Source organism: Spiroplasma floricola 23-6 (assembly GCF_002813555.1).
GTDB lineage: Bacteria > Bacillota_I > Bacilli_A > Mycoplasmatales > Mycoplasmataceae > Spiroplasma_A > Spiroplasma_A floricola.
This window is the reverse complement of the sequence record NZ_CP025057.1, coordinates 1,226,096-1,252,902: the sequence shown is the minus strand read 5'-3', so window position 1 is coordinate 1,252,902 and position 26,807 is coordinate 1,226,096. Positions and strand designations below refer to the sequence as shown.

The window sequence follows — 26,807 nt, the reverse complement described above, 5'->3', positions numbered from 1 at the left end:
TATGAATAAATTTAGACTTAGATATGCACCAAGTCCAACAGGCTTTTTACATATTGGAAATACAAGAACTGCATTAATGAATTATTTATTTGCAAAACATTATGATGGAGATTTTATTTTAAGAATAGAAGATACTGATATAGAACGAAATGTGAATGGAGCAATTGAATCACAATTTGATAATATGGAGTGATTAGGAATAACTCCAGATGAGTCATTTAGAAATCCAAAAAGTAACTATGGAAAATATATGCAATCTGAAAAATTTGATGTATATAAAGAATATGCTAATAAATTAATTGAAAAAAATATGGCTTATAAATGTTATTGTACAGCTGAAGAATTAGAAAAAGATCGTGAACTTCAATTAGCAAAAGGAATTCTAGCTCCTCAATACAATCGAAAGTGTTTGCTAAATAAAATTGAAGATAATTCAAAACCATTTAATATAAGATTTAAAGTTCCTGAAAATAAGATTTACAAGATAAATGATGTTGTTCGGGGAAATGTTGAGTTCAACTCAAAAGAAATTGGAGATTTTGTGATTTTAAAATCAAATGGAATTGCAACATACAATTTTGCTGTTGTAATTGATGATTATGATATGCAAATAACACATGTTGTAAGAGGAGAAGAACATATATCAAATACTCCAAGACAATGTATGATTTATGAAGCTTTTGGTTGAAAAGAACCTACTTTTTGTCATTTAACTTTAATTGTTGATGAAACTAAGAAAAAACTTTCAAAAAGAAGTGGAAATGCAATGTTTTTTATTTCTCAATATAGAGATCAGGGATATCTTCCTCAAGCAATTTTTAATTACATTTCATTGTTAGGGTGAAGTCCTAACAATGAGCAAGAAATTTTTTCAAAAGAGGAGCTAATAAAAATTTTTGATGAAAAGAGATTTTCAAAATCACCAAGTACTTTTGATATGGTAAAAATGAAATGAATTAATAGTCAATGAATTAAAAAAATGTCTGAAGAAGATTATGTAAAGTTTATAATTAGTTTTGTTGATCAAACTAAGTTTAATTTAAAGGAAAAAAATGAATTATGAATAAATTCAGTTTTATTACTTTTTAAAAAAGAACTAGAATATGGTTTACAAATAAATGAACATTTAGATATATTTTTTGATAAGCAATTAGATATTAAAACTAAAGAGACTTTAAAAGAGTTTGCAAATTTAAAGGAAATGATGTCATTTTTAGCAAAAGAAATTGAAAATATAAAAGATTTTACAGAAGAAAATATTAAAATATTAATTAAAGAGACTGGTAATAGGTTTGAAAAAAAGGGTAGAGAATTATTTATGCCAGTAAGAATATATACAACTTTAAGTGAGCATGGTCCTGAATTAGCAAAAACAATAAATTTAATTGGTAAAGAAAAAGTCTTAACTAATATAAATAGCTTTAAGTAAGAGGTGAATTATGGAAAAATTCATAAGAGATAATGTTCATGGAGAAATTTACATAGAAGATAAGGTATTTTTGGAATTAATTGATACAGATGAATTTCAAAGATTAAGAAGAATAATCCAACTTGGAGGAGGACAATTTGTTTTCCCAAGTGCAAATCATACAAGATTTTCACATTGTATTGGTGTTTATCATGTTATTTGTAAATTTCTTGAAAATGAAAAAATAAATAAACATATCTTAGATAAAGATAAAAGAGTATTAAAAATAGCAGGATTACTTCATGATATTGGTCATGGACCTTTTTCCCATACATTTGAAACCATTTCATCAATAAGTCATGAACAATACAGTGTTGATTTGATAAAAGGTGACACTCAAATAAATAAGGTCTTGTTAAATAATGGAGTGGATCCAAAAGAAGTAGTTTCTGTTATTGAAGGAAAACACAAAAATAAAGTTGTCAATTTATTAGTATCTAGTCAACTTGACGCAGATAGATTAGATTATCTTCAAAGAGATTCAATTGGTGCTGGAGTTAATTATTCAAAACCTGATATTGATTGAATTATTAGAAATGCAAAGATTCAAGATGATAAAATAGTTTTTGCAAGTAAATCTTTAAATGCAATAGAGAATTTTTTGTTAGGTAGGTATCATATGTTTAAACAAGTTTATGAGCATAAAATTTCTACTGCTTTTGATAGCACTTTTAAAATGTGATTTAAAAGATTTAAAGATCTTTACAAAAATGGATTTAAATTTAAAAATTCTCAAACAGTTGAATTATTTAAAGAGGTATTTGAAGAGAAAGCAATGCCTTTAGATAAGTATATATTTTTAGATGACTATACTATGTTTGATATATTTAAAAGTTTAAAGAATGAAAATGATGAAATATTAAAGGACTTATCAAATAGATTATTAAATAGGAAATTCTTAAAAGTCTCATATGATATGACAAAAGAAGAGTTTAACAAATTAAAATCAGAATTTAAAGGTGATGCAAAGTATTACTTTGATTCTATATCAATAAAAACTGTATTTATTTATAAAGATAGTACTGGGAAAAAAGATGAAAATATCTATATTTTGAAAAATGATAAATTAAATAATCTTAAAGAGTTATCAGAAATTTTAAATATAGATTGAGAAAATAATGTAAAAAAAGTTTATATTTTTCCCAATGTATAATGTAGAATAGAAATTATGGAGGAAATGTTATGAACAAACTATCACCAATTAATTTAACTTATGATTACTTAAGTGAATGTAAAGATAGCGCTTCATTTGAAGATATCTGGAATACAATTTCAAAAGACATAAGTGGAGACAATGATAGCAAAAATGAAATAATAGCTGAACTTTACAGTGATTTAGTTTTAGATAACAGATTTGCATTAACATCAGATGGTAAGTGAGGTTTAAGAGAATATCTTAAATTCGATGATGTTAAAAAACAATATGAATATGTTGATAAATTTGAAACAACAGAGGAATTTGAAGATTTAGATTCTGAATCAATACTTGGTTTAAGTACATACGATGAAGATACAACTGAAGGTGTTGGAAAAATGAAGAATCTATTAAATTTAAACTCAGATGATGATTCAATTGATTCAACTATAGATGACGATGACGATGATGATTACGACGATGATGATTATGATGACGATGACGACGATTATTAAAATTAAACTTAATTATAAGTAGTTTTTATTGGCTACTTTTTATTTTTAAAGGAGAATTAAATTATGACAAAACATATTTTTATCACAGGAGGAGTAGTTTCAGGATTAGGAAAAGGTATTACAGGAAGTTCTCTTGGAGTACTTTTAAAAAATAGTGGATTAAAAATATTTATGCAGAAATTTGATCCATATTTAAATATTGATCCTGGTACTATAAATCCAATAGAACATGGAGAGGTTTATGTAACTGATGATGGGGGAGAAACTGATTTAGATTTAGGACATTATGAAAGATTCATAGATGTTAATTTATCAAAAAACTCTTCAACATCAGCTGGAAGAATATATTATGAAACTTTAGAAAAAGAAAGAAATGGTAAATATGGAGGTAAAACTGTACAAGTTATTCCTCACATTACTAATGAAATAAAACAAAAAATTTATAAAGCAGAAGTTGAAAGTAAAGCAGATGTAGTTATTACAGAAATTGGAGGAACTGTTGGAGATATTGAATCTCAACCATTTTTAGAAGCTCTGAGACAAATTAGAATGGAAAAAGGGAAAGAAAATGTAATGTTTATTCATGTTGCGTTATTACCTTATTTAAAAGTTTCAGGAGAGTTCAAAACAAAACCAATTCAACATTCAGTAAAAGAACTATTAAGTTTAGGTATACAACCAGATGTTATTGTTGCAAGAAGTGAAATGGAATTTGAACAAAAATTAAAAGATAAAATATCATTACTTTGCAGTATTTCAGTAGAAAATGTTATTGAGTGTCCAGATAGTGACTCTATTTATAAAGTACCTTTGATTATTGAAAAAGGTAATTTACATAAAATTGTTGCAAAGCAATTAACTTTAAATTTAAAAGAAACTAAATTAGAAGATTGAAAAAAATTAGTAAATAATATTGATAACTCAAAAGATATTCTTACAGTTCATATTGTTGGAAAATATGTTGAATTAAGTGATGCTTATTTATCTGTAATGGAATCATTAAAATTTTCAGGATATGAAATTAATAAAAAAATTAAATTTGTATGAGTTAATGCTAGAAAACTTACAGAAAAGAATTTGAAAGCTGAATTGGAAGGTGCTAAGGGAATCTTAGTACCTGGAGGATTTGGTGAAGATGGTGTGGAAGGAAAAATTCTTGCAGCTAAATATGCAAGAGAAAACAATATTCCTTATTTAGGAATATGTTTAGGTATGCAAGTAGCTTGTATTGAATTTGCAAGAAATGTTATTAAATTGCCAGATGCTCATACAACAGAAATCAATCCTCATACAAAAAATCCAATTATTGATATTATGGAAGGTAAAAATAGAGAAAACATTGGTGGAACATTAAGACTTGGAAGATATGTTACTTCTTTAAAAGAAGGAACTATTGCACACAGTCTTTATAAACAAAAAACTGCTATTGAAAGACATAGACATAGATATGAGTTTAATAATAACTTTAGAAAAGTTTTTGAAGATAATGGTATAGTTTTCTCAGGTTTATATTTAGAACAAGATTTAGTAGAAATTATCGAATATCCAAAAAATGATTTCTTTGTAGCTGCTCAATATCATCCAGAATTTACATCAAGACCTAATAAACCAAATCCGCTATTTATGGGATTTATAAACGCAATTAACAAAAAATAATTACTTATTTTTTGTTTTTTTATTTAAAATTAAATTAGGTGATAAAGGTGAAAAGAGTAAGTACAAAGAGTATTGCAATTTGTGGTTTAATAACATCTCTTATGTTTGGTATTGGTGCCTTATCTACATTTATTTCAAATATCAGTGGTAAAAATATATTTCAAATTTCAGATACAATTTACTTATCTTTATTAAACTTTTTGAATCCTTTTTTATTAATTACTTCAGCATCTATTTCAGGGATATTAATAGATTTATATGCAGGGGGATTTATTTATATGCCTATAACTGTAATTGTCAAAATTCTTATAGGTATTACTTTTATACTTTTAAAAAAATTTATACCTTTATATTTAAATATATTTATAAGTTATATATGAATATTTATATATGTATTATATGCATATTTAATTTTTGACTCTTCTGTAGCTATTGTAGAAGTTATAACAGATTCAATTCAATATAGTTTTACAGTTGTTTTTGCTTCAATATTTTGTTTTAGTTTTAATAAAGTTAAACTAAAACAAAAGATAATTGACAAAAATGAAACTGAACTTGAAAAGTTGCAATAAAGCAAGAAAAAGATATATTAACTAAAAATAAAGGGGTATAATGTTAAAGTATAAAGTATCTTTTATAGGAGGAAATAGAAATATGTCAAGAATTTATCATTCAAAATTAGTGAATTCTACAGAAATGGTTAAAGAAGCACATGCAAATAAATATGCTATTGGGCATTTTAACATTAATAACTTAGAATGAACTAAAGCAATTTTAGAAGCAGCTCAGGAATCAAAAACACCTGTAATTATTGCTACTTCAGAAGGAGCTCTAAAGTATATGGGAGGAGTTAAAGTTGTTGTTGGTATGGTTAATGGTTTACTAGACTCATTAAATATTACTGTACCAGTTGCTTTACACTTAGATCATGGTCAATCAGTTGAAATGGCTAAAAAATGTATAGAAGCAGGATATTCATCAGTTATGTTTGATGGATCACATTTACCATATGAAGAAAATATTGCAAAAGTTAAAGAATTAATGGAATTTGCAAATTCTCATGAAGTATCAGTTGAAGCTGAAATTGGTTCAATTGGTGGAGAAGAAGATGGTGTTGTAGGTGAAGGTGAATTAGGAGATCCTAAACAAGCTGCTGAAATGTCAACTACAGGAATCTCAATGTTAGCTGCAGGAATAGGAAACATTCACGGAAAATACCCTGAATGATGAAAATCATTATCATTTGATACATTAGAAGAATTGCAAGCAGCATGTAAATTACCAATGGTATTACATGGTGGATCAGGAATTCCTCAAGATCAAGTTGAAAAAGCTATTAAATTAGGAATATCAAAAATTAACGTTAATACAGAATTACAATTAGCATTTAGAGATGCTACAAGAGAATATATTGAAGCTAAAAAAGACTTAGATGATGAAGCAAAAGGATTTGATCCTCGTAAATTGCTTGCACCAGGATTTAAAGCTTTAAAACAAACATTCTTAGATTTAACAAAAGTATTTGGTTGTCAAGGTAAAGCAAAATAATTAAAAAATTTTGCTTATGAGGTATTGAGGAGAGAAGAAAATGCACTTAACAGTTGAAGAAAAAGTGAAAATTATTAAGGATTTTAAAAACAGTGGAGTTACTGCAACTCAATTTGCACCAACAAGAAATGTAAGTGTTGTTTCTTTGAGAAATTGAGTTAGGAAATACGAACAAGGTGGAATCGAAGCTCTGAAAACTAAATATGAAAAATAGGTTTTTTGCCTATTTTTTTTGTGTAAAGTATTTATAAATGAGGAAATAAATAAAATGAAAAAGTGAATTATAGAAAATAAAGTTTATATAGGTAATCATTGATTATCTATTTTAGTAAAAATTATATTAGCATTTTTAGGACTTTTTATAAGTTCTTTTGGACTTGCCTTATATCAACAACCAGCTGTTGGGGGAAGTCAAATAGATTGAACACTTTATAATATAATAGCAACAATAATACCATATGGAAGTGATGGTTCATTGTCAGGAGAAAAATTTGTTTCCATTTATCCTACAACTCTATTAATTTGAAATATAGTACTTATTTTATTTGCTATAGCATTTTCTATTAAGCCCTCAATTGATGATTATAAATCAACAAAAAAAAATAAAATTTGAGTTTTATTTGTTTGAATAATAATAGCTGACCTTGTAATAACTTTTAGTGTTCCTTTTATTATAAAAATGTTTATGCCTATTGTTAGTCAATGAGTTTCTAGAGATGGCACATCAATTTCTTCTTCAATTGGAGTTAGAAATTGATTATTTATAGCAGGATTTCTTTGTTTTGTACTAGGAATTGGTTTTTGAGTTAAATCGGGTTGAATGTTAGGACCTTTTAACAATATCTGTACACAATTTTTAAGATTAACAAAACTAAATTATACAGTTGGTAGATTACTTATTGATATAGTTATATTTGCTCTAGGTTTTGCTTTTTTCCCTTTTATACAAGGTGAATCTACAAAAACAGATTTTCTTCTTACCAATTTTGGTCTTGGAACGGTATGCTTTACTTTTCTTGTTGGACCACTTGTTAATTATTTAATTTTATTTTTAGATAGAATTTGTAATTATGAAAAAATGGATATATTGACTAACAAAAGTTTGATAAAAGCTGAGTAGTAAAATATTTAAAATTTAAAAATATTTCAAAATAAAAAGTTTAAACTTTTTATTTTTTTCTTTGTATTTTTTTTAAAAAAATGTAAAATAAAAGTGTAATTAATAGATCTTGTATAAACCAACATATTGGGTTGGCGTCTCTACGATTAGACCTATCTAGTCTCTATGATTTCTATTTATATTTTTTTAATAAATGCAAAAGCAAGTGCCTGTTAATTACAACTTTAATTTTTTATAAGTTATTTTTAAAAAATAGCTTATTTCGTATTTTAGAATTTATAGAAAAGGAAAACTATGAATATTAAAGAAAATAATTTTAAGGGTGAAAAGGGCAAGGACTCTTTAATTGTTTCAAATAATCCAATAGCTAAATATTTTGGCTTTGGTAAAATGAAAACGACTTTTAAAAAGGAAATAATTGGAGGTATTTCCACTTTATTATCAATGATTTATATTTTGTCTGTAGAACCAGGAATACTTAGTGGTGCACAAAGTATAAATGATTCAAATTCATTTATGAATGCTGATGGAGTATTTTTAGCAACAGCAATAATGTCATTTTTAGCAACATTTGTGATGGGCATTGCTGCAAATGTGCCTATTGCACTTGCTCCAAGTATGGGTGTAAATGCTATGTTTACATTCAGTGTAGCTAATTCAGGAGGACTAGGATATGAAGGGGCTTTGATAGCAACTAGTATTTCAGGAATAATGTTTTGTATAATCTCTGTTACTAAATTAAGAACACTTATTATTAAAAGTCTTCCAAAATCACTTCACTTAGCAATTGGTGTAGGAATCGGATTTTTTATTGCATATGTAGGAATTGCAAATATAGGATGAGTACAAAAAAGCGAAGGGGGTTTACCGATAGCTGAATTGAGTAATTTTAAATTAAATTACCCAGAAATAATTTTAGGATCAATTGTTTTACTTACAGCTATTTTCTTAAACTTCAAAAAATTCTTTGCTCCTGTAGCTGTTGTTATGGTTATAGGTTTTATAATAGCTATTATTTTAGCTAACACGATAGATAATCATGCAATAAATCAATCATTTGGTAGTGCCAAATGAGATTCCAATAAATGAAATTACGCAAAATTATTCAAAGGCTTTGCTTCTAATATTTCATCTACTTGAAGTGAATTTACAAATACTAAGATATGATCAAATCCAACAATGTATGTCTCTATTTTTGTTTTTATTATACTTACTTTTTTTGATGCAACTGGAACAATTACTGCTGTTAATGTGGAAATGAACAGGGAATCGGGAGTTGAATCTGATATTCCACAAAGAGCATTAATAATTGATGGTGCATCAACAATTGTTGGAGCATCAATTGGTGTTTCCAACATTGCATGTTATGCTGAAAGTTGTGTTGGAGTTTCACAAGGAGCAAGAACTGGTTTTGCTTCTCTTGTTACTTCAATGGGTTTACTTTTAAGTATAGTTATATTTCCAATATTTCAAATGATGCCTTCTTGTATAACTGGAGCTGCAACTGTATTTATTGGAACTGTAGTGATTAAGTCCATAACAGGAATTGAATGAAATAAACCTGAAATGGCTATAGCAGCGTTTTTCTCAATTTTATTTATGATAATCACTTACAATATTGCAAATGGTATTGCACTTGCAATTATTGCCTATACAGTTGGTTCAATGGCAACAGGAAAACTGAAAGAAATTGGTCCTGTAATTTGAAGTTTAGATGTAATATTTATTCTCTACTTTATTGCAAATTCCTTTATTTAAAAGACTTTTTATTAAATAAAAATATAAAATAAATAACATTTCGAAAAAATATGGTATTATTTACTTTGTATTAGAGAGACTTTAAATAAAGGACGGTGAAAACATGCCAAAAGCAAATATACATCCACAATATTTCGAAGCTAAATTTGTTTGTACAACTTGCAGCAATGAATTCATGTCAGGATCAACAAAAGGTGAAGAAGTAAGAATCGATACTTGTTCAAATTGTCATCCTTTCTACACTGGAAAACAAAACTTTGCAAACGCAGAGGGACGTGTTGAAAAATTCAAAGAAAAATTTGCTAAAAAAGACGCAAAACTTGCTGAAGTTGAAAAAGCATCAGCTGCTCAAAAAGCTGAAAATCAAAAAAAATCAAAAGAGGCTAAAAAATAATTTAATACAAACAACTAGACTAGTAATTGGTCTAGTTTTATTATTTTTATTTTAAAATGTTATACAATAATAAGGTTATGGAGGTCTTTTATATGAGCTTTACAATTCAAAATGCCAAGTTTTTTAATAGAAAATTAACACCTAAAAGCACTACTTTTAGGACTAAAGATTCTGAAAAAACTACTGTCATTTCTTATGATAAAAACTTAAGACGTAACTTTAAAAATATTTTACAAGGTAAATATCTTGTAAAAAATGGTTTATTTAAAATTGATGGATATGATAAAGTTAATAAACAATGAACAAAAAGAAAAGTTGCTGTCATTAAAGCAAATACTTTATTTAGAAAATGACCTGAAAAATTTTGATTATATACATCATTGCTTTTAAATAAAAATTTTTACAGTCAAGCAAAGATTAATTATATAAATAAAAAATATTCTTATTTATCTTTTTCAACATCTAAAAATAATAAAACTGATTTAGAAATGAGAGATAAAATAGAGACTATGATTTCAAAATTCATAAACAACTCTATTGAAATTGAAGAACAGTGAGTTTCAGAGTTTTTAAATCAAATAGTCAAATTTAATAATACTAATTTACAAAAAAGCTATGGAGACATGGAAGAACATATCAGAATTATTATTAAAGATTATTATTATCTAGTTGAAAAGACTCAAAATTTAGAATTCATTCAAACTTTCTTACAAACTCTTTTTGATAAAGTTTATACATTTATGGAATTATCATCATTGTGTACTTGTGAATATGTAACTAAAAAATCAAAAGATAAACAAAAAAGAAAATTAGCTAAAGAATTGAATTTCCATCAAATTAACTTTGTAACTAGAAAACAATTGAAAATACTAGATTTACAAGTAAATAATATAAAAGCAAAAATCTCAAAAAATAACTTTATAATTAAAGGTCTTAAAAAACAAATTGTTTTTGAATTGAATAAAGCTGAAATTATAAAAAAAAGAATAAGAAATCTTGATGAACTATTTACATGAAGAAAAGCCTCTTATGATCAAAGATTTGAATTTAAAAAGAAACAAGAAAAAATGTTTTTTGAAGGTCTTTCAGATGAAGCAACTACTTTAAGAGGAAAAATTGTTGAAGTAATGCACAAATATCACAAAAGAGTATTAAATGATAATTGTGAAAAAGGAGAAATTGATGAATTTAAAGTTCACAAAGATCGATTAAAAAGAGAAATCTCATCAGTTTACAAGCAATCAACTTTATTTATTGATGAAACAGCAAAACAACTTGGATTTGAATTTAATTTACTTTCATTTAAGTTGAGTAAAATGGAAGAAATTTGATTTCAATTACTAACTGCAATATATTTAAAAAAATATAATCTTATTTTTTATAATGTACTTGCAAAATTAAATCATACTGAAAAACAAAATTTACTAAGTGTAATTGATAATTTATTTAATTTAGATTCGCATTTTTCAATAGTTTTTATTGAAGATAATATTAATGATATTGCTCAATTTAATAAGAATATTTATTTAATAAATGAACAAGAACTTGTTGAAAACAGTTTAGATGAAATCTTGAAAAAATATTATTCAACTTATGGGGGAGATTTCTTTGCAAAAAATAATCGATTTAGTTATAAATATGATGGTAAAAAATTAGAAACAATGAATGAAACAACTAAAACTCAAAGTGATATTTTTGACCAAGTGGGTAAATTAGTTATTAATCCAATGAAAGTTTATACAAATAAAAAAGAAAATAAAAATTACATTATAGAATTAGTAGGAACAATAATTGAAAATAATAAATTCGCAGATCCAAATATGTATGAAGCTTTAATAAAAGAAACCAATTTAAAAATATACTTTTATTCAACTCAAAAATTTGAAATTGAAGAGAAAGTTAAATTATACATTGGAGAAGATTCAATCTTAAAAATTATGTAAGGAGAAATATGAAAATAAAAGATAATGAATTAGTGTTAATTAAAAAAATTAAAGAATATAAAAATATAATAATTTCAAAGCATGTTTCTCCAGATTGAGACACACAAGGAAGCGCATATGGTTTAAGAGAAATTATTTTAAAAAACTTTGAAAATAAAAGTGTATATGTTGTAGGAGAAAAATTAAATTTAGGTTTAAGAGAAGAAGATGAGTCTAAGTTAAATAAAGATATTATATCATCTGCACTTTTAATTACTGTTGATGTTGCAAACTTTGATAGAGTTGATTTTGAATTTAAAAATGAAGTTAAAGAAGTTTTTAAAATTGATCATCATTTAGAAGTTGATGAATTTACAAAAAACAAAATAGTAGATGTAAGTGCAATAGCATGTACTCAAGTTATTACACTGTGAGCTAATCAAAATAATTTAAAAATAACAAAAGAGGCTGGCACTTATCTTTATTATGGTTTAATAACTGATTCAGGAAGATTTCTTTTTGATAAAACAAATGGAAGTACTTTTCAAGCTGCAAAAATTTTAGTTGAAGCTGGTGTTATAATTACAGAGATATATTCACAATTATTTCTAAAAGAATTAAAATTAGCAAAATGACATAATAAAGCATTTAGTATCGCTAAATTTTATAATAAAAATCAAATAGCTTTTATAAAAGTTAAAACGAAATATTTTAAAAATTTAGATCTTGGTGAAGAAGAAATTAAAAGTGCTTTAACAGTTTTGTCAGGTATTAAAGAAGTGAAAATATGAGCTCTTGCATATAAAACTATTGACAGTGATAAAATAAAAGTCTCAATTAGAAGCAGAGAGTTTGATATAAACTCAATAGCAGTTAATTATAATGGTGGAGGTCATAAGTTAGCTTCTGGAGCTAAGCTTGATAGTTGAAAAGAGATAAAATCTTTAGTTAATGATTTAAGTAGTTTAATTGAATAATATATTTATAAGGGAGAAAATTGATATGACTTACAGAATGAATTTTAACAGTAAAAAAGGATGAATTGAATTAATTACAGGATGTATGTTTGCAGGAAAAACTGAAGAATTTATTAAAAGACTAAAGAGATATAAATATGCACAACAAAATGTTTTAGTATTTAAACCATTAATTGATGATAGATATTCAAAAAAAGATACATTTTCTCATTCTGGAATGAGTATTGAATCAATTCCAGTTAAAGATAGTGAAGAGTTATTAGATATATTTTATAAAGAAAATGAGAAAGAAAAAGTTGATATAATAGGTATTGATGAAATTCAATTTCTTGATACAAATATAGTTGAAATTATTAAAAAACTAGCTGATGAAGGTGTCATTGTAGTTGCAAATGGTTTGGATAAGGATTTTAAAAATGATCCTTTTCAAAACGTAGATAAATTATTAGTAGAAGCAGAATATGTAGATAAATTAACATCAATTTGTCATTCTTGTGGTGGTAATGCAAATAGAACACAAAGAATAATTAATGGAGAACCTGCAAAAGCAAATGAACCAATTATTGTTATATCTGCAAATGAAAAATATGAAGCAAGATGTAGACATTGTTATATTAAACCACAATAGGACTAGGAGATAGAATATGAATAAAAAGACATTAGAAGCTTTAAACGTTATGGAAAATAGAGTAAATTCTATTGATGAAACTATTCAAAAAGAAGAAACTTTAAAAGACATTAAACTTCTTACAGAATTAAATAAAGAAAGAGCTAGTCTTGAAGAAGTAGTTAACAAATATCAAGAATACAAAAAAATAAACAATGATATAGAAGAAGCTAAACAAATTTTAGAAACTGAAAAAGATGAAGAAATGAGAAGTCTTGCAAAGCTTCAATTAGAAGAAGCACAAGAACAAATTATTTTAGTAGAAGATGATTTAGAACTTTTATTACTTCCTAAAGATCCTAATGATGATAAAAATGTTATTTTTGAAATTAGAGGAGCAGCTGGGGGAGATGAAGCAAATATTTTTGCAGGAGATCTTTTTAGACTTTATACAAAGTATGCTGAAAAAAATAACTGAAAAATAGAAGTTATGGATATGAATGAATCAGCAGCTGGAGGTTTTAGTCAAATTTCTTTTATGGTAAAGGGTGACAAAGTATATTCAAAAATGAAGTTCGAATCTGGAAGTCATAGAGTTCAAAGAGTGCCTAAAACAGAATCAAAAGGAAGAATTCAAACTTCAACAGCTACTGTTGCAGTTCTTCCAGAAGTTAGTGATGTTGAAGTTGACATTAAAACAGCTGATTTAAGAATTGACACTTATAGAGCTTCAGGAGCTGGTGGACAACATATTAATACAACTGATTCAGCTGTAAGAATTACTCATATTCCTACTGGAATTGTTGCAGCTTCACAAGATGGACGAAGTCAACATGACAATAAAGATAAAGCCATGACTTTGTTAAGAGCAAGAATATATGAAGCAGAACTTGAAAAACAACAAAGTGAGGCAGCAAGTTTAAGAAAAAATGCTGTTGGTACTGGAGCAAGAAGTGAAAAAATAAGAACATATAATTATGCGCAAAATAGAGTTACTGATCATAGAGTTAATTTAACATTAAATAAACTAGATCAAGTAATGGAAGGTAACTTAGATGAAATTATCATTGAGCTAATAAATGATGAACAAAAAAATCGAATCACTCAACATATAGAAGGTTAATTATGAATTTAAATAAATTAAAAAATGAGTATGTTCCAAATTTATTAACTTTAAATGAATTTAAAGAAATAATTATTAATATAACAAATAAATCTGATTTTAACTTTGTAATGGATCAAAACTTATCAAAGAGAGAATCAGATTTATTTTTAAAAATTATAGAAGAATTTAAGGAAACTAAAAAACCAATTGCATATTTGTTAAATAATAAATACTTTTATAAATATGATTTTTATGTAAATGAAAATGTATTAATACCAAGATCAGAAAGTGAATTAATAGTTGAAGAGATTTTAAAATATAAATTAGATGATAAGAACTTGTTTGATATTTGTTGTGGAAGTGGATGTATTGGTATTACATTAAAAAATTTAAATAACAAAATTAATTTGTATTTAAGTGATATATCAAAAGAAGCTTTAAAAGTATCTGAAATAAATTTAAAAAAACATAATCAAAAAGCAGAGTTATTTTGCTCAGATTTTTTAAGTGTTTTTGAAGAAACAAAAATTGTTCCTGATTTTATTACAATAAATCCTCCTTATATAGATGTAAATGATTCAAATATTGGTGAGTATGTAAAAAAATATGAACCTGGAATAGCTTTGTTTGCAGAAAATAACGGTTTAAAATTTTATAAGGAGTTGTTTAATTCCTTAGATAAATTATTTAATTTAAATAAAGAATTAATTATAGTTTGTGAATTTGGATTTGAACAAAAAGAAGAAATAGAGAATATTTTTTCATCAAAAATAGTAAAATATAATATAGATTTCAAAAAGGATTATTCAAATAACTGAAGAATATTTATTATTAAATCTAAGGAGCAATATCATGGAGAAATTACAAGATAATTTTGCAGTTGATAATTATAAAAATAAAAATTCCCTACTGATTAAATTTTCAGTACTTTTTGTATTTTTATTTATTCCAACTATTACTTATCTTGTTATTTTAAATATCAATCCTTCTCTTAAATATTATTTTGCAAATTTAAATGTAGTTGAAAATAATTTTGGAAAGAATGTAATTGCTCATAAATGAGAAATAGAAATATTTGCTTGATTGTCTTTATCTTTTTTAATTATAGGTTTGATAATGACATTCTTTTTAATTTTATTTTTAAAATCAAAAGTAAATAGTTTGTATAAGCTAATATATATTATTTTTATAGCTTCTTTTTCTGTAATAGCAATAGTTTTTATTGCTATATCAGAATACTCATATTCAAAATTTTATAACTTGTTTGAGTTTCTTTCTCAAGATGAAAATGCAGATTTATTTAAAAACGAAGATATTAAAAATATGCAAGATGTTTTTATGGATATGTATAAAGGTGAAAATGGCAATAGTTACAAGTATAAATGATCTACAGATACTTTAACTTGATGATTGGCTATTTTTAAAATTATAGCAGTAATATTGTGTTTCAATGTTTGATTAAAACACAATAAAACTAAAATTTTTACAATAGAAAATACTTATGGAAATATAAATAGATCTATAACTAAAGATTTTCTTAATAAATTCTCTTTGAACACTCGTAAAAATATTCAGTTCTGATTAATCATTGCAACAACTTTAGTTTTTATAACTCCTTTAATTTATATCATTAACATGTCTTTATTAAGTTCAAAAATGAATTCTATGTTAAATTGAACATTCATAATACCTGATCTTTATAAATCTGTTTCAACTGACAGTGTTATAAATATTGAAGGATCATATTTCTCAATTAAATTTTTACCAATAATTGTTTCAGGATTTTTAATATCAAATATATTAATTTCATCTATTGCATATATTCAAAATTGAAAAAGTTCTAAAAAAACATTTGCAGTTGAGTTTGCAATATTGCTTGTTGAAATACTTAGCATACTTATAATAATTGCATATTCAACTCACGAAGTACAAAGATTAACAAATCTTTGAAATAAAGAATTAATTCAAATTAATCCAAATGCATATGAATCAAAATACTTGGAAAGTGTTTATGGTTCTTGATACTCTCCTCAATCAATTTATCCAAGTCCATGAATGTCAGGATTAAAATATATATCTCAAACAGTTATTAGTTTAAGTTTTTTAGCAACTATATATATCATTCTAGGTGTAAGGTTTAAAAAAATAAAAGAGAAGTAAAATATTTATTCTTATAATTCTTCATTTTTTTAGTCTAGAAATTTTAGAAAGTGTTTGATTTTATATTTGCACTAGTGTATTATTATATGTTTTTTTGTGCTATAATATATTTGTAAAAGTTAATAAAAGAAAAGACGGGGTCTTTAAACAGTATTAATAGCTTGTTTACTTATCTCTTCTTTTTAATTTGCTAAATTTACTAATAAAAAAAGTAATATATCATATCAAACTACAACTGTTATTGCAATAAAATAGAGGAAAAAATTGCAAAAAATATGGTATAATAAATTTGAGTTTGGGGGCAATTCGTATGTATGTAAATCCATTTGAAAGAATGAAAAAGAAACATGAAGAAGAAGAAAAGAAACGTATAGAAATTGAAAGAGAAAAAGAAAAATATGCTAGATTAGGGGCACAAATGGGTTTTACAGATGAAAGAGCTGTAGTTCCCTCATTTATTAAAACAATAATAGGAGAAGAAAGAAAAACTCCTGTTCCTAACAATAATAACAACTATAATAATAGTTATGAAGATAGTAATAATTTATATTCAGAATCTAGATATACTTCACATAATCAAAATAATAATCTTGATAATCAAAATAGAAGAGTATATCCATTTAATGAAATTCCATCTCCCACTCCGATGTTTGATTATTCAGAAAGTCAAGAACAAATAAGTTCACATGAAAATCAAATTAATTCAAATAGAGGTTATGGAAATGAGTTTTTGAATCATAATCAAAATAACTCAAGCCAAAATTATAATTATAATAGACCACTTGTTAATGAAGAATATAATTTAGAAGATGAACTTTTATTACAAAAGTCATTTGATGAAAAATTTGATCAATTCTTTGAGGGTGAAAAAACTTTATATGCTAATAATAAAATAATTTCTTCAAAGGATTATAGAATTAAAGAAGCAAATGGTGAGTTAGATACAAAAAATATCTTATTAATAAATCATCCAGAATTAGTTGAAGAAGATAAATTTAAAAATTTAATTACTATAGACTTAGAAAAAGCTATACATTATTCTTATCCATGTCTATTTATATTAAAGAAATTTATAAATAACTTACCATCTAATATAAGTTTGGATGATAAAAAAGTTCTTTGAGAAAGAACATCATTATTTTTAGCTGCAACAGAATGAGGTAAAACTGATTCAGAACTAAATTATATAGTAGAAGAGTTAAATTTAATTGGTGATCCTTTTAATATGTTCCTAGATGAATTTAAAGATTTATTTAATTCATATAATTTTAATGAACAAATTAAATTAATTTTAATTAATTCTAGAGATTTGGAATTAAATAAAATATTATATATTAACGACTTTGTACTTAATTTTTTAATAAAAATACCTGGTGTATCATGTAAACTAAATATTAATTTAAATACTTTTGATAACTCATTAATTAATGAATTATCAAAAGTATATGATTATATTATTTTTGACCACACTTCTAATTTGGAAAAGAAATTAGTTCAAACAAATAGAAATAACTCAAGTACATATAATCAAAATTCACAACAACAAAATAATTATAATCAATCTCATAATTCAGAATTAAGAAAAGTACGTGAAGATATTTTTAATTGACAAGAAGAAGCTCAAAGAAGAGCACATATGCAAGAAACTGAAAATAGAAATAATAATTCTGTTTCTAATTCCTATGGTCAAATTAGAGAAGAAAATCAAGATTCAGGAATTGATTCTAAATTAAGAATTAATATGGAAAAAGTATTGGAATCAAGAAAACAAGAAATCATTGAGCAACAGAAACGTGAAGAACAAATTCTTATAAATAAAAAACGGGAATCAGAATTTAATCCTTCAATAATTTCTAAAAAGGATGTTATATTAAATCCATTTGCAAATCCATTTGCAAATGATAGAAATTCAAATATGTCTAATAATGAAGAAAATTTCAATTCTAGATATGTAAATCAATCTCAGCAAAACTTAAATAATATAGGTTCTTCTTTAATTAATAGAGCACCAATTAATATTGAAGAGTCAATGAGAAGGAAACAAGAAAATCAAAGAGATAATAAAATAATATCAGTTCCAAATAACTGAGATAGATTTAAAAATTAGGGGGAAAAATTATGTTTGCAATATTTATTATATTTGCATGGTCATTAACATTGGTTTCATCAATTGGACTATTACTATTTGGTTCAATGGCTTTGATGTTATTGTTAAGTGGCTCAAATCCAATAGCGTTAATTTCAAATATTTTACAAATAATAACAAAGCCATTATTCACACCAGTTTATGGTTCAAATGGAGTTATTGACTCTTCAACTCAAGGAGCTGGTTCAAATAATCAATTAGCTACAATTATATGAATGACTATTTCATTTTTTGTAGCAATACTATTAATTGTTATTTCAATTATTGAATTAGTAAGATTGAGAAAACAACAAAAAATCTCAAAACCTTATATTAAAGTTACAATGGTAGTTTTATCAATTATATTATTATTAACAGGACAGTTATTATTAGTTTTAATTTCAGGTTTAATTTTAATAGCGTTTATTTTATTAGAAGCAATATTATTTGATTCAGAAGCATTAAATAATTATGCTGAAGAAAGAAATTTAATTTTAATTTATAAAGAAGAGAAAAAATTTGAAAAAGAGGTATCTAAGCAGGGAAAGTTGGTTGGCAACGTAGATCTGAAAAACCTTCAAGGGGATTTTCAAAAAGAGAATGAACAAGTAAAAACAGAAGATAATTCTACGTTGCCATTTTCCACTCAAAATGAATTTAAAGTTAATTCATTCTCAGAAGATGAAAAATTAAATATAATTAAAAAATTTAACACAAATGTTACTAAGGTAAACTCTATTGCTAAAATGTTAAAAATGCCAGAAAGTTATCATGTTTCATATATTAATGTAAAAAATACAGAAAATGAAAATGATAATTTAAATTCAATCACACAAATTACTAATATAGTTGATACACAACAAGTAGTAGATATTAGCAATGAATTTAATAACTTAGATGACAATGATTCTCAAAACTTAGATGATAGTTTAGATTCACAAGTGATAATTCTTGAAGCAAAAGATAAAGAAGATAATTTAGAAGAAGATAATTTAAATTCAACTCAAGAAGTTTTTGTAAAACAAGAAGATAGTGAAAAGGAAAGTAAAACTCAAGAAGAAGATTCTTTAGATTTTAGTGATAATAATTTAGTGAATTTATCACAGTCAAATGAAATAAAAGAAGAAGAAAGCAATAAACTACTTTCTTCACAAGAAGTAGTTTCTACTATTTCAAAATCTGAAAATATCTCTCTTGATGAAAATTTATTAAGACAAAAACTTGCAAGAGCTGTTAACATGGATTTAAATCAATTAATAGAATCTAAAGAACCAGATGCAGATAAAAATTTAATCTATTCAGATTTCAACTTTAATCAACCAGATTTGGCAAGTCAAGTTTTAGTTAGAGAATTAAAAGAAAATAATAATGAAATTACAAATCCAATCTCACAAATATTTTCATCAAAATCTACTTTATTAAAAAAAGAAGATAATTTTGAAGAACAAAAAAAAGTGGTAAAAAGTAATGAACCTGTTTTTGGAAGATTAGATGATCAAGTAACTGTTAAACCTATACAACAAGATTCAAAAAATGTTAAAGAAAAGATAAATCTTACAATACAAACTCCAAGTTTCGTTGCAAAGCCAACAATATTGTCTGAACAAAATTTTGAATTTGAAGTTGAAAAACCAGTTGAAGAAAATAACTCTTTACATGAGTTTGTTGAACAAAATACTGTAGAAGAAAAATTTATAGCACCAGTTATTGAATCAAGTAATTTAAATGAAATAAAATCAAAAGTAAATAGCAATGAATTAAGTCAAACAATAGAAAAAGATAATTCAGTGCATAACTGTAATAATGATTTTCAAATTGAAGAAATTAAAAAATACATTTTTGAAAAAGAACAAGAATTACTAAATAGATTTGAAGCTGATATTAATTCAACTGATTTTAGTAGACTAAATACTATTGAAGAGAGAATATTGAATTTAGAAAATTTAATTGAAAGTTTAGGAAGTAAAGTATTTGATAATCAAGTCATACAAGATTTTAGACAGATTAATAAACAACTAGAATCAATATCTAGAGTTGTAAATGAGCTTGAAAATAATACACCAAAAGCAATTATTAATAGATCAATAACTAAACATAATTACAATAGAAATAATGGGTAACTGTTATTTTTTTTGTTAATGTTATAAGTAGGAGAAAAAATATGATTAATGATATAACAAATTTAGTTGAAAGAGATGAACAGTTTAATTATTTTGTTAAAGAAGATACAAAACTACTTCCAGAAGATTTAAAACAATTTGTAGAAAATAAAAAAATAAAACTGCCTTTTGTAAGTAAGATACTTGAAGAGTGCTTTCCTTTTTTGCAAAGTAAGTTTATAAAAAAAGAAATAATTGAAAGTTCAATTAAGCAAGGTGAATGTGTACATAAAATTATTTCTGAATCAATAAATGAGAGAAGAGATTTTAAATTAAATTTAATAATCAAGGATTGTAAAAATTCGAATCATATAAATATTGCAAAAAGAATAATTACGGAATTAAACTCTTTTATTTATAAATATGATATTGATCAAATATTTTCAGAGAGAACATTTTTTTATACAGGCTATGATTGTAATTTTTTAGGAACAATAGATATTATTTTAAAATCTAAAGATACTTTTTATATAATGGACATTAAAACAAGTAAAGTTAATTATGTAGAAAAATATAATGCACAATTATTTTTATATAAAAAAATGTTTGAAAATGCTTCAAATAAAACTGTAGCAAATTGCTTTATTTTAAATCCAAGAGAAAATAGGGTTTTAATGGAGTATGAAAAATTATCGAAGCAAGAACAAGCAAGAGTTATTTCAAAAATTAAAGAAATTGAGAACTCTTAAAATTCTAAAAATAAAAAACTATGATAGTTATTATCATAGTTTTTTATTTCTTGTTTTTATAAAGTTTAATTTAAATTTCTTTTATCTAAAATTTTATTAATAGCTGATTGAATATCATTATCATAAAATATTAAACTATATTCAAATTTGTTTATAGAATCAATATATGTATACATATATTTTTTAGTACTAAATTCATTAAGACTTCCGTTACTTATTGAATTTGATAATACTGCTTTTAAAGCTCTTTCCTGAGAAGGAAAATAAATATAGTCATTAGAGTTTTTTAGAAATACTTTATAGACAATATAGCGACCGTCAGAAATTATAGAGTCATAAGATTTTTTAAGATTTCAGTTTCAAGTATTATATTCATCTTTATGCACCATTTTTGAATTTAACAAAATTGAGTTTTGCAATTTTCTAATAGCTTCTTCTTGAGACTCTCCACTTTCAACTGATTCACCAAATACGTTAAAGGCAATATATTTTTTCTTTAAAGTAAGTTTACTATTTATAAACTTTCTTTCCATTGCTTCTTCATATGTATCTGATAGAAGTTTTCCATCCTCACTTGAAATATCTGAAGTCGATCCATAAAAGAATTTCAATACTGTACTAAATTTTCCTTGCAATGGTAAATATGTATCTAGTTGTTTTTTTTCTACGTAAAAGTCTGGTTTTAATTGATACATAGTTTTACCATTAATTACTTTTGGACTTTGTAAAATTCTTTGTTTTATTGGAAGTCAATCATAGTAGCTTTTAATTAAAGAATAGGGATGTCCTTTAGCATTATTAACATCGTATAGTAAATCCTTATATACAGATCCATCAATATTTTTAATGAATTTTTCTTTTAATATATCTTTATAATTAATTCTTGTATTTTCTTCAACTCCAAAATTTGTGATATTTTTAGCAAAATATTCTAGGAATCACGAATTATATACTGATTCTCTTTCTGTTACCAATGTTTCTTTTAAAGAATATCTTGGAGCGTTAAGATTAATTGTAGTTATAGAGTTTTGTTTTCTCTCATCATAATAATTTATTAATGTTGATTTTGTATTATCTCAATATACGTAATTATCAATTCTAGCTTCATTATTACGTACTCATTTTGGAAATAAGCCAATTCTGGCTCTTTCCTTTTTTCCAGTTTTAGGATTTATTAAATCCATTCATCTTTGTAAATAATATATGCAGTTCACTATTCCTCATTCTTGATGTCTCATTCATTTACTTCTGTCTCTAAAATCATTTAACATCTCTTGATAAGTACTATATTTATTTGCAAAAGTAAGTTCTGCTTCATTGCCATACATAAAAATGTCTTCATTTTCTCCAGGAAATAAAACTCTAAACTGATTTTCATCTTTAGATTTTATTTTAAGCTTATTTATGTATTCAACTTTTGAACTCTTATAGAAGTAGGAATCTAGAAAATTGCTTTTTAATTCTCTTATCATTTTGTCAAAAATATCTTTTTTATCTCCATATTCTTTAATAGGTTTTAATAATCTATTTCCTTCAATATTTTTTTCTTTATTTACAAAATAACCTTTCTTAAAATCTCCTAATAGATTATTTATATCTGTAATATTAAAAGCATTATAATATTTATTATTATGAATATAATAAAGTGAACTTCTAATTTCCATTTTGTCTTTTTGATTTATTTTAGCTTCCTCTGGTGTATCAAATCATTGTACTTCGTCATAACTATACTTTTGCTTTACAAGTCCAGCATTAGTATAAGTATCTAAAGCATTCTTACTAGTTTTTGCAATATTTCCAAAAGCATCTCTATATACTTTTGTATATTTGTCCATATCCAAACTATAAATTCTGTTCTTATCTAAAATCATATTTTCATAATCTTTTATAATTTTATTTGGATTTGAAAATGTAAATTCACTTTTAATATATGAATTTGAAAGTAGATATTCATTTAATAAATTTTTATTAGTAAAAACTTTATTATCAAATTTTATGTAATTTTCATTTCCTAAAAATACTTTTTTCTTTTCAATATCATTTCTTAAAAAATTTATTAATTTTTCTTTTTCACTTACATTGTTTTTTTCAACTAAACTACTTACAGTAGTTGTTGAAAAACTAGTAAGAGATAAAGTTAATAATATATTTTTAAACATTTTTTTATCTCCTTTTAATTAATTTTTTGTTTTCTAACTTCTACTATTTGATTATTAATTCAATTTATAAATTCTTCTTTTTTTATAAATTCTATATTGTTATAAACATGAGTTGTTTCTTCTCTTGTATAATTCATAACTTTGTAATTTAGTTTATTCTCTAAAAATTTTCAAAGTTCTAATTGAGATCTAAAATATTTTTCTTGCCCATAGAAATTTACTTTTCAGATATCAAAAGTATAATTATTATTTTCTTTTAAACTATCAAAATGATTAGTTTTAATTAAATCTGTATTTATAATATTTTTATATTCTAAAGGCTGATTATTTCTAATAAATTCTTTAATATCTTCTAATCTATTTTTAATAACTCTATTATTATTTAGCATATAAATATAAACTCTTTTATAGTTTTCAACTTTATCAGCTTTTCTTTTTAACTCATTCATAGCTATTTCTTTGCTTGTATGTGCTCCACCAAAACCATCTAAAAAGTATTCTTTTTTGCTATTTTCATAAAATCTATTAAATAAATTTTCTATAAATTTCTCTTTTTCTTGTGCAAATCTTCTGTTGTATTCATAATTTGATATACAGTCTTTTTGTTTTTCATCTCCATTACATACTTGTGGTAAATTCAATTTATAAGTATTGTCTTTACTAATAACTGAAGTTAGTATTTTTTTAGTTTTTAAGTAATCTTCTGGTTTCTTAAATATTTCATATTTTAAATCTTTAATAGCTTTACTTTTTTCATGATAATATTTTCCATTAAATTCATATAATTCATTTATTTCTTTTCCATTATTTTTAGGATTAAAATATTTTAAAGGAGTATCTATTAAAGTTTTAATTTCTTGATCTTGAACAGATCCTCCAAAAGTAATATCTGTAAAAGGTATTTTAATAGTTGGTTCAAAATAATATAATGATTGGTTACTATCTAACTTTGCTTCATATGTTTTCAAAGATATAAAACTCATTATTTTTCCTAAACTTCATACTGTACTAATAGCTTTCATTATTACAATAGGTCCAGCTCTTTCTTTAGTTCTATAATCTTGCATTCCAAGAGCTTTTAAAACATCTTCATTTTTTTTATGTAATTTGCTTCAAATTTCAGCTGTTTTTTTCTTTAAACTTACTGAAAGTTTTTTATCATTTTTATTAGATTTCTTCTTATCTTTTGAAAATAAACCTGCTAAATCACTAGCTGCGTTAACTCCATCACCAAAAGCATCCATTACTTTATCTACTTTATTTAAAAAGCCTTGTGTTAGATCTCATACTACTTTATTAACTCCTCCTTTATTAAAGAAATTACTTGTGTTTAAAAATAAAGAATAAATATCTTCAAAACTAAGTTTGTTTAAAATACTCAAACTTTCTTTATTATTTCTAGTGTTTAAAATTCCATTAATAAAGTCTTTATTTTTATTTAAAATACTAATAACTGTTTGCTGGATTATTGACTCCAGATCTTTGGTTTCTATTTTTTTTATACCAAAAATTTTTGATATTTCTATTAATCTTTTAAAAGATACCAATAGTTTATAAAAATTACTAAATTCTGGATCATTAATATCATTTAATCCTTCTGATAAACTATCCAATTGGTTTAGACTTAATTCTTGAATTATACTATTTATTTCTATAGTTTCATCTTTGTTCAATATATTATTCAAGTAGTTTTCCATATTATATTTTTTTTGTGTAGATTCTTTAGATTCAATGAATGAATTTATAAGCAGACCAATTGCTGGAATAGCAACAAAGTAGCTCATAAAGTAATTAACATCATAAGATTCTATAGCATTAAATTTGGCAATATTAGATACTTTTTCTTTACTTTCAAAATATTTAGGTCCAACAAAATATCCAAGTCGATTTGATGTATTTTGAGTTACTCAATAAGAACTTTTATTAGCATTTATAACATCTTTAATATGAGTATTAATAATGTCCTCATCTAAATCTCTCATAGCATTTAGAAAGTCTGTATAATTTAAATTTGAAAAATCCTTTCCGTTATATTCAAATCCTTTTTCAATATTATTTCTTAATCAAGATTTGATTTCTTCTTTTGTTTGACAGATTCCTCCTTGTTCATAACAAACTTCTTTTTTTATTTGTTTTTCTAAATCAAATAATTTTTTCTTTAAATAATACTCTCTTGCACTGAAAGTATTATCAAATAAGCTACCATCTACTTGATAATTTATTCTATAGTTGTTTATAAATGATTCTTTCGCATCATTTTCAGAAGTATAAGCATCACCATTTACCCCTTTATATACTTTAATATTTTTTTCATAATCACTTGTTTTTACAAGTGGTGAAAGCTCTCCTGATGAGTTAATTAAATAATCATTAGGATTATTTTTTGTAATATCTTTTTCAATGTTAAATTTATTTTTAATATATTCATTTAATTTATTTTTTGATGAAAAAACATTATCATCTAGAATGAATTTACTTGTTTCAAATGAGTAGTTATTTTGTTTAGCTTTGTCACTTGAATATTTATATATTTCTTCTTTTGATGAAAAATATTTATCCTCAAATTTATAATAAATTTCTTCTTGAATTTGTGCTGTTTTATTTTTTAAAACTATAGGTAAAGTTACTGATAAAGTTAAAGATAAAGCAAGTCCTATTATGGAGCTAACTACTAAGTATTTTTTTATACTTTTTTGTTCTTTACTTTTAAGTAATTTATCAACAAACTTTCCTAAACTACTTTTTTTGTTCTCAATTATATTTAGTTTTATTCCTTTCGATATTATTCTAATTTAAAATAATTTTTTTTAGCAACTTATAAAATTTCTTTTAACATTTAAAAATGTTTTTATAATGTAAAAATATATTATATTTTTGAGAGAGGAAATGATAATATGAAAAAATTATTAAATTTAATTGCAGCATTTTCAATGACTGCTATGAGTACTTTAACTTTAACTTCATGTCAAATTAAAGGAGAAAAAGAAATAGAAACAGATAAAGACTTTTTTATGGAAACAGAGCAACCAAAAAGTATTGAAGAAATAGAAGAAAAAATAAAAGTAAAATATGATGATCTAGACTATTGAAAAGAAATAGCAATAGAGAAATGATATAAATGAAAAGTTGATAATAAATATTTTGAAAAAACAGAACAAGAACAGGATGAATTAAATAAAGAGTTTAATGCTACTTCTATAGAAATGCAGAAATGATATATATAGAGCTTGAGATTTTATATATGAATATAAAATTCAACAGTTTACTCCAAATTTAGATTATAGAAAAACTTTATATTCTCCTAAAGGAA

At 24.3% G+C, this 26,807-nt stretch carries 22 protein-coding genes and 1 riboswitch; of the genes, 20 read left to right on the top strand and 2 right to left on the bottom strand.

Annotated elements, in window-relative coordinates:
- Position 1 precedes the first annotated feature (1 nt).
- From gltX to SFLOR_RS05585, 19 genes are all read left to right on the top strand, one after another.
- The gene (gene gltX, locus SFLOR_RS05670) at positions 2 to 1,429 is read left to right on the top strand and encodes a glutamate--tRNA ligase (protein WP_100917096.1); all 1,428 of its coding nucleotides are present in this window, start codon (positions 2 to 4) and stop codon (positions 1,427 to 1,429) included.
- Between the two features lie 10 nt (positions 1,430 to 1,439).
- Positions 1,440 to 2,621 carry an HD domain-containing protein gene (locus SFLOR_RS05665; RefSeq protein ID WP_100917095.1) on the top strand — a complete coding sequence of 394 codons (1,182 nt, stop codon included), beginning with the start codon at positions 1,440 to 1,442 and terminating at the stop codon, positions 2,619 to 2,621.
- Between the two features lie 29 nt (positions 2,622 to 2,650).
- On the top strand, positions 2,651 to 3,118 hold the full coding sequence (rpoE, locus tag SFLOR_RS05955; RefSeq protein ID WP_169919207.1) for a DNA-directed RNA polymerase subunit delta: 468 nt from the start codon (positions 2,651 to 2,653) through the stop codon (positions 3,116 to 3,118).
- 63 nt (positions 3,119 to 3,181) lie between these two features.
- The gene (locus SFLOR_RS05655) at positions 3,182 to 4,774 is read left to right on the top strand and encodes a CTP synthase (protein ID WP_100917094.1); all 1,593 of its coding nucleotides are present in this window, start codon (positions 3,182 to 3,184) and stop codon (positions 4,772 to 4,774) included.
- A gap of 47 nt (positions 4,775 to 4,821) precedes the next feature.
- On the top strand, positions 4,822 to 5,346 hold the full coding sequence (locus SFLOR_RS05650) for an ECF transporter S component family protein (protein ID WP_100917093.1): 525 nt from the start codon (positions 4,822 to 4,824) through the stop codon (positions 5,344 to 5,346).
- A gap of 82 nt (positions 5,347 to 5,428) precedes the next feature.
- Complete coding sequence (gene fba, locus SFLOR_RS05645; RefSeq protein WP_100917144.1) at positions 5,429 to 6,322, top strand: class II fructose-1,6-bisphosphate aldolase; 894 nt, start codon at positions 5,429 to 5,431, stop codon at positions 6,320 to 6,322.
- A gap of 40 nt (positions 6,323 to 6,362) precedes the next feature.
- Positions 6,363 to 6,536, top strand: coding sequence for a helix-turn-helix domain-containing protein (locus SFLOR_RS05905; protein WP_157806966.1), 174 nt, complete (start codon positions 6,363 to 6,365; stop codon positions 6,534 to 6,536).
- A gap of 54 nt (positions 6,537 to 6,590) precedes the next feature.
- Positions 6,591 to 7,442, top strand: coding sequence for an SPE_1075/MLC_0560 family membrane protein (locus SFLOR_RS05640; protein ID WP_100917092.1), 852 nt, complete (start codon positions 6,591 to 6,593; stop codon positions 7,440 to 7,442).
- Positions 7,443 to 7,531: 89 nt separating this feature from the next.
- A riboswitch (purine riboswitch) is annotated at positions 7,532 to 7,628 on the top strand.
- Positions 7,629 to 7,736: 108 nt separating this feature from the next.
- Positions 7,737 to 9,200, top strand: coding sequence for an NCS2 family permease (locus SFLOR_RS05635; RefSeq protein ID WP_100917091.1), 1,464 nt, complete (start codon positions 7,737 to 7,739; stop codon positions 9,198 to 9,200).
- 103 nt (positions 9,201 to 9,303) lie between these two features.
- Entirely contained in the window at positions 9,304 to 9,594 is a 291-nt protein-coding gene (gene rpmE / locus SFLOR_RS05630; RefSeq protein ID WP_100917090.1) for a 50S ribosomal protein L31, read from the top strand.
- Between the two features lie 92 nt (positions 9,595 to 9,686).
- Entirely contained in the window at positions 9,687 to 11,537 is a 1,851-nt protein-coding gene (locus SFLOR_RS05625; RefSeq protein ID WP_100917089.1) for a hypothetical protein, read from the top strand.
- Between the two features lie 8 nt (positions 11,538 to 11,545).
- Complete coding sequence (locus SFLOR_RS05620) at positions 11,546 to 12,493, top strand: DHH family phosphoesterase (RefSeq protein WP_100917088.1); 948 nt, start codon at positions 11,546 to 11,548, stop codon at positions 12,491 to 12,493.
- Positions 12,494 to 12,518: 25 nt separating this feature from the next.
- Positions 12,519 to 13,121, top strand: coding sequence for a thymidine kinase (locus SFLOR_RS05615; protein WP_100917087.1), 603 nt, complete (start codon positions 12,519 to 12,521; stop codon positions 13,119 to 13,121).
- 16 nt (positions 13,122 to 13,137) lie between these two features.
- Positions 13,138 to 14,223 (top strand): peptide chain release factor 1, encoded by a 1,086-nt coding sequence (gene prfA / locus SFLOR_RS05610; protein WP_100917086.1) that lies wholly within the window; start codon positions 13,138 to 13,140, stop codon positions 14,221 to 14,223.
- Between the two features lie 2 nt (positions 14,224 to 14,225).
- On the top strand, positions 14,226 to 15,077 hold the full coding sequence (gene prmC / locus SFLOR_RS05605) for a peptide chain release factor N(5)-glutamine methyltransferase (RefSeq protein WP_100917085.1): 852 nt from the start codon (positions 14,226 to 14,228) through the stop codon (positions 15,075 to 15,077).
- Positions 15,058 to 16,365 (top strand): hypothetical protein, encoded by a 1,308-nt coding sequence (locus SFLOR_RS05600; protein ID WP_100917084.1) that lies wholly within the window; start codon positions 15,058 to 15,060, stop codon positions 16,363 to 16,365. Before prmC ends, SFLOR_RS05600 begins: the two co-directional genes overlap by 20 nt.
- Positions 16,366 to 16,675: 310 nt before the next feature.
- Positions 16,676 to 18,472: a hypothetical protein gene (locus tag SFLOR_RS05595; RefSeq protein WP_100917083.1), complete on the top strand. Its 1,797-nt coding sequence runs from the start codon at positions 16,676 to 16,678 to the stop codon at positions 18,470 to 18,472.
- An 11-nt stretch (positions 18,473 to 18,483) separates the two neighbouring features.
- Positions 18,484 to 20,610 carry a hypothetical protein gene (locus SFLOR_RS05590; RefSeq protein ID WP_100917082.1) on the top strand — a complete coding sequence of 709 codons (2,127 nt, stop codon included), beginning with the start codon at positions 18,484 to 18,486 and terminating at the stop codon, positions 20,608 to 20,610.
- Positions 20,611 to 20,651: 41 nt separating this feature from the next.
- On the top strand, positions 20,652 to 21,338 hold the full coding sequence (locus SFLOR_RS05585) for a PD-(D/E)XK nuclease family protein (protein ID WP_100917081.1): 687 nt from the start codon (positions 20,652 to 20,654) through the stop codon (positions 21,336 to 21,338).
- A 65-nt stretch (positions 21,339 to 21,403) separates the two neighbouring features.
- Here SFLOR_RS05585 and SFLOR_RS05580 read toward each other — a convergent pair whose 3' ends face one another.
- Entirely contained in the window at positions 21,404 to 23,497 is a 2,094-nt protein-coding gene (locus SFLOR_RS05580) for a hypothetical protein (RefSeq protein WP_100917080.1), read from the bottom strand.
- A 14-nt stretch (positions 23,498 to 23,511) separates the two neighbouring features.
- The gene (locus tag SFLOR_RS05575) at positions 23,512 to 25,479 is read right to left on the bottom strand and encodes a hypothetical protein (RefSeq protein ID WP_100917079.1); all 1,968 of its coding nucleotides are present in this window, start codon (positions 25,477 to 25,479) and stop codon (positions 23,512 to 23,514) included.
- 912 nt (positions 25,480 to 26,391) lie between these two features.
- On the opposite strand from SFLOR_RS05575, the gene SFLOR_RS05570 reads away from it, so the two are divergent.
- Positions 26,392 to 26,721 carry a lipoprotein gene (locus tag SFLOR_RS05570; protein WP_100917078.1) on the top strand — a complete coding sequence of 110 codons (330 nt, stop codon included), beginning with the start codon at positions 26,392 to 26,394 and terminating at the stop codon, positions 26,719 to 26,721.
- Positions 26,722 to 26,807: the final 86 nt, after the last annotated feature.